The sequence below is a fragment of the Ligilactobacillus agilis DSM 20509 genome (assembly GCF_001436215.1).
GTDB lineage: Bacteria > Bacillota > Bacilli > Lactobacillales > Lactobacillaceae > Ligilactobacillus > Ligilactobacillus agilis.
Genome location: NZ_AYYP01000037.1, coordinates 1 through 4,331, shown reverse-complemented (window position 1 = coordinate 4,331; position 4,331 = coordinate 1). Strand labels below are relative to the sequence as shown.

Below are 4,331 nucleotides of genomic sequence, written 5' to 3'. Positions count from 1 at the left end.
CACTTATATTTTAAAACTTGCTTGAAATAGCCAAACATTGACCGGTGTAAGCCTTTGGATGCGACGTGACTCATCTATATCTGTTTGACTGCTAAATCTTCAATGACAATGCGGCCATAATTATTGACTAGCATAGGTGGTAAACTTTTGAACAATATCGTGTTGGATATTAGCGACTTTGCGATAATCACGTTGTAACTTGGCCCTCGTCTTAACGTAATTATTTGCTTGGGTCGCTTTCTTTCCATTTACTACTCGTTTTCTAGCTAAGAGGCGTTGGTAATGCTTAATGCGTTTGTACAAAGTCTTTAAATTGTTAGGCAAGGTCTTGACTTGACCTTCAGGATAGTCAAAGTGACCAACATTAACGTCAACGTCTGTCTTTTGTCCGGTCTTAGTTTTCTTCGTCGCCTTAACTTCAAAGGGTAAGCTCGCCCAGTACTTACCGTTTTCACGGTAAATCGAGACGACTTTTAATTCACCCTTTAAGTCGTCAGCACCTTTTAAACTGATATCAGCCCAGGCTTTAATCCCCTGCGGCTTATCCAACCGTAACTTACCATTAACAATCTGAGCCCGGTCCGTCTTAAAACCCTGGCGGACTGTCTTTTTAGACTTAAATTTTGGTTTGCCCCAATCTGGTAATGACTTCTTAAAAAAGTTTTGCCAAGCTTTACCTAAGTCAGAAATGGCTAGCTGTAAACACCGAGCTGACAGTTGGTACTGCCAATCTTCCTTGTTGGCAACTAACTTATCGCGAACCTTACGTGCGCTTGGACGTAACTTCTTGTCTCCTAAAACTAAGGAAGCATCATACATATCATTCCATAAAGCTAAGCCTTGATTCCAACAATAACGCCTATAATCACATAAATCATCAAGCACTTGTTTCATAGTTTCGTTAGGATACAGTCTAACTTTTTGTATAGATATTCTTTTTAAGTGTATATTTAATTATTTTTTTAGTAAATACAAGTATGCAAATCCTATATACATCAATTTTGTATAAAATCCACCTATATTCAGTTATTTTATGAATATTAATTATTTTTATTGCATTTTGTTGCATAAAGCATTAGGATATAGTCATTGACAAAGAAGAATATGTAGGAGGAACTCATTATGACAAAGGAAAAAGTAGTGTTAGCTTATTCAGGTGGATTGGATACTTCCGTTGAAATTGCGTGGTTAAAAAACAAAGGTTATGACGTAATTGCTTGTTGCGTTGACGTGGGTGAAGGCAAGGACCTAGAAGCCATTAAACAAAAGGGTTTGGCGGTCGGAGCGGTTGAATCAATCGTGATTGATGCTAAGGAAGAATTTGCGAGTGAATACTGCTTAACGGCTTTGCAAGGACACGCTTACTATGAAAATAAGTACCCAGTGGTTTCAGCTCTTTCACGGCCTTTAATCGTAAAACACTTAGTGGCAATCGCTAAGGAATACGGTGCGACCGCAATCGCCCATGGCTGTACCGGTAAGGGAAATGACCAAGTGCGCTTTGAAGTAGGGATTCACGCTTTAGCACCGGAAATGAAGATTGAAGATCCAATCAGAGAGGTTCACTGGTCACGGGAAGAAGAAATTGACTACGCTAAGAAAAACGGGATTCCAGTTCCTATCAACAAGAAGAGCCCTTACTCAATCGACGAAAATCTTTGGGGCCGGGCTAACGAATGTGGGATTTTGGAAGATCCTTGGCAAGCAGCACCAGCGGATGCTTACGCTAGAACCAACGCCTTAGAAGATACTCCGGATGAAGCTGATGTGATTGAAATCACCTTTGAACAAGGGGTACCAACTAAGTTGGATGGTGAGAAATTACCTCTAGCTCAATTAATCATGAAACTAGATAAAATTGCCGGCAAGCATGGAATTGGGCGGATTGACCACGTTGAAAACCGGTTAGTTGGGATTAAGTCACGGGAAGTGTATGAATGTCCAGCGGCAACGGTTTTAATGAAGGCCCACAAGGATATTGAAGATATTACCTTGGAAAGAGAAATGGCTCACTTCAAGCCATTAATTGAAAAGCAAATTGCAGATATGATTTATAACGCCCTATGGTTCTCACCATTGATGAAGGCCTTGCAAGCATTCTTAAAGGAAAGCCAAAAGGATGTTAACGGGGTCGTTAGGGTGAAATTATTTAAGGGCAACGTGATTTGTGAAGGAAGAAAGTCACCTAACTCACTTTACGATGAAAAATTAGCAACCTATACTTCTGCCGATGAATTTGACCAAGAAGCAGCTGCTGGTTTTATCAAACTCTACGGCTTGCCACAACAAGTTTATGCACAAGTCCACCAAAAGATTGCGGGGAAAGACTAATGGCGATTAAAAAAATGTGGGGTGGTCGCTTTGAGGCGGCTGGCGCGCAGTGGGTCGATGAATTCGGGGCCTCGATTGGCTTTGACCAGCTGATGGCCTATGAAGATTTAGAAGGATCTTTAGCCCACGTCAAGATGTTAAAGCACACCCAAATTTTAAGTGCTGAAGAGGCGGATCAAATCATTGCCGGCTTAGAAACGCTCCAACAAAAGTTAGCCGCTGGGGAGCTTAAATTTAGTGTGGCTAACGAAGATATTCATATGAACATGGAAGTCTTGTTGACCGAAGAAATTGGACCGGTAGCCGGTAAATTACACACGGCCCGGAGCAGAAACGATCAGGTCGCAACCGACTTACACCTCTATTTGAAGTACCGGTTAGAAACCGTCATCAGCGAATTGAAGCATTTACAGGAAGTAATTATAGCCAAGGCGAGCGCAAACGTGGAGACAATTATGCCGGGTTATACCCACCTCCAACACGCCCAACCGATTTCTTACGGGCACTACTTAATGGCCTATTACCAAATGTTTAAGCGGGACTTAGAACGTTTCGAGTTCAATAAGTTACACACCGATATTTCCCCTTTAGGGGCGGCGGCTTTGGCGGGGACAACCTTTCCCATCGACCAGCACTTTAGCGCCAAGGAACTAGGCTTTAGCGCCGTCTATGAAAACTCTTTGGACGCCGTTTCTGACCGGGACTTCGTCTTAGAGTTCCTAAGCAACGCCTCAATCTTGATGATGCACCTTTCTCGTTTTTGTGAAGAGATTATTTCCTGGTGCTCTTACGAATTCGGCTACTTGGAACTAGCTGACCAATACGCAACCGGCTCATCAATCATGCCCCAAAAGAAAAATCCCGATATGGCTGAATTGATTCGGGGCAAATCTGGCCGGGTCTTTGGAGATTTAATGGGATTATTGACAACCATGAAGGGCTTGCCTCTGGCTTACAATAAGGATATGCAAGAAGATAAGGAAGGGGTCTTTGACGCGGTTAAGACGATTATTCCGAGTCTAAAGATCTTTAGCGGAATGCTAGAGACTGCTAAGGTTAATAAAGAAAAGATGCTAGCCGCTACGGAAAATGATTTTTCTAATGCAACTGAGCTAGCCGATTACTTAGCCACTAAGGGGATTCCCTTTAGACAGGCGCATGCAATTGTTGGTCAGTTAGTCTTAGAGGGGCTCAAGACAAATACGAGTTTACAGGCTATTCCGCTAGCCCGGTATCAAGAAATCGACCCTAAGATTGGGGCTGATGTTTACGAGGATTTAAAGGCTTATGTGGCCGTAAAACGCCGTCACTCCTATGGCGGGACTGGCTTTGACCAGGTTAAACGCCAAATTGACTTGGCCAAGCAGGATTTAGCCAAGTAAGTTTCTTTGTCATAATGAGTAAAAGCAAGGTCCAGCTTGGACTTTGCTTTTTTGCTTAGGCCTAGGTAAAATAGCTGTGAGGTGAACAGCTTGGAAATCAAAAATGCAGTCATTAACGTAATGAACCGTGAAATCAATAGTGCAGTTTTTTCGCAAAAGGAACTAGATGGGCGTGACCAAATCGTTCAAGAATACATTGAAAAGTTAGTCAAAAAATTTCTAAACAGTGAGTGTTTGACCCTGGATTTGGCAGCTAGTGAGCCGGCTCAATATTTGGTAGGTCAAAGCGAGGACTTTATCGAAGTAGCCGAAAAGTTAACCCAATTTTACTTTGAGGCTATCAAAACCTGGGAAGAGATTCCGGAAGGGGACTTACTCTTCTTCCGGGCTGAAGATGGCTACGGCAAAACCTACACGGGGATGGTCAAGCTCGATTTTAGTGCTAAGTATATTCACTTGATTGATTATGACGATGACAACTTAGTTACCAACAAGATTAGTCAAAATAAAACCATCCTCCCTAACCCGGGCCAGGGCGTTTCTTGTGGAATTATTGTTAAAGACTGAAACTTGAAAGCATGAAATAGTGGATACTTCCCGCTACTTCATGCTTTTTTG

Annotated in this window: 3 protein-coding genes and 1 pseudogene; 3 read left to right on the top strand and 1 reads right to left on the bottom strand. The window is 42.4% G+C overall.

Annotated elements, in window-relative coordinates; genetic code table 11:
• A pseudogene (locus tag FC14_RS05200) lies at nt 1–894 on the bottom strand (RNA-guided endonuclease InsQ/TnpB family protein); the annotation flags it as partial.
• A 228-nt stretch (nt 895–1,122) separates the two neighbouring features.
• On the opposite strand from FC14_RS05200, the gene FC14_RS05195 reads away from it, so the two are divergent.
• The 3 genes from FC14_RS05195 (at nt 1,123) to FC14_RS05185 (ending at nt 4,280) form a co-directional block, all read left to right on the top strand.
• Nucleotides 1,123–2,331 (top strand): argininosuccinate synthase, encoded by a 1,209-nt coding sequence (locus tag FC14_RS05195; RefSeq protein ID WP_050611595.1) that lies wholly within the window; start codon nt 1,123–1,125, stop codon nt 2,329–2,331.
• The gene (argH, locus tag FC14_RS05190) at nt 2,331–3,713 is read left to right on the top strand and encodes an argininosuccinate lyase (RefSeq protein WP_056976774.1); all 1,383 of its coding nucleotides are present in this window, start codon (nt 2,331–2,333) and stop codon (nt 3,711–3,713) included. The genes FC14_RS05195 and argH overlap by 1 nt, the downstream gene beginning before the upstream one ends.
• A 90-nt stretch (nt 3,714–3,803) precedes the next feature.
• Nucleotides 3,804–4,280 carry a nucleoid-associated protein gene (locus tag FC14_RS05185; protein WP_056976773.1) on the top strand — a complete coding sequence of 159 codons (477 nt, stop codon included), beginning with the start codon at nt 3,804–3,806 and terminating at the stop codon, nt 4,278–4,280.
• Nucleotides 4,281–4,331 lie beyond the last annotated feature (51 nt).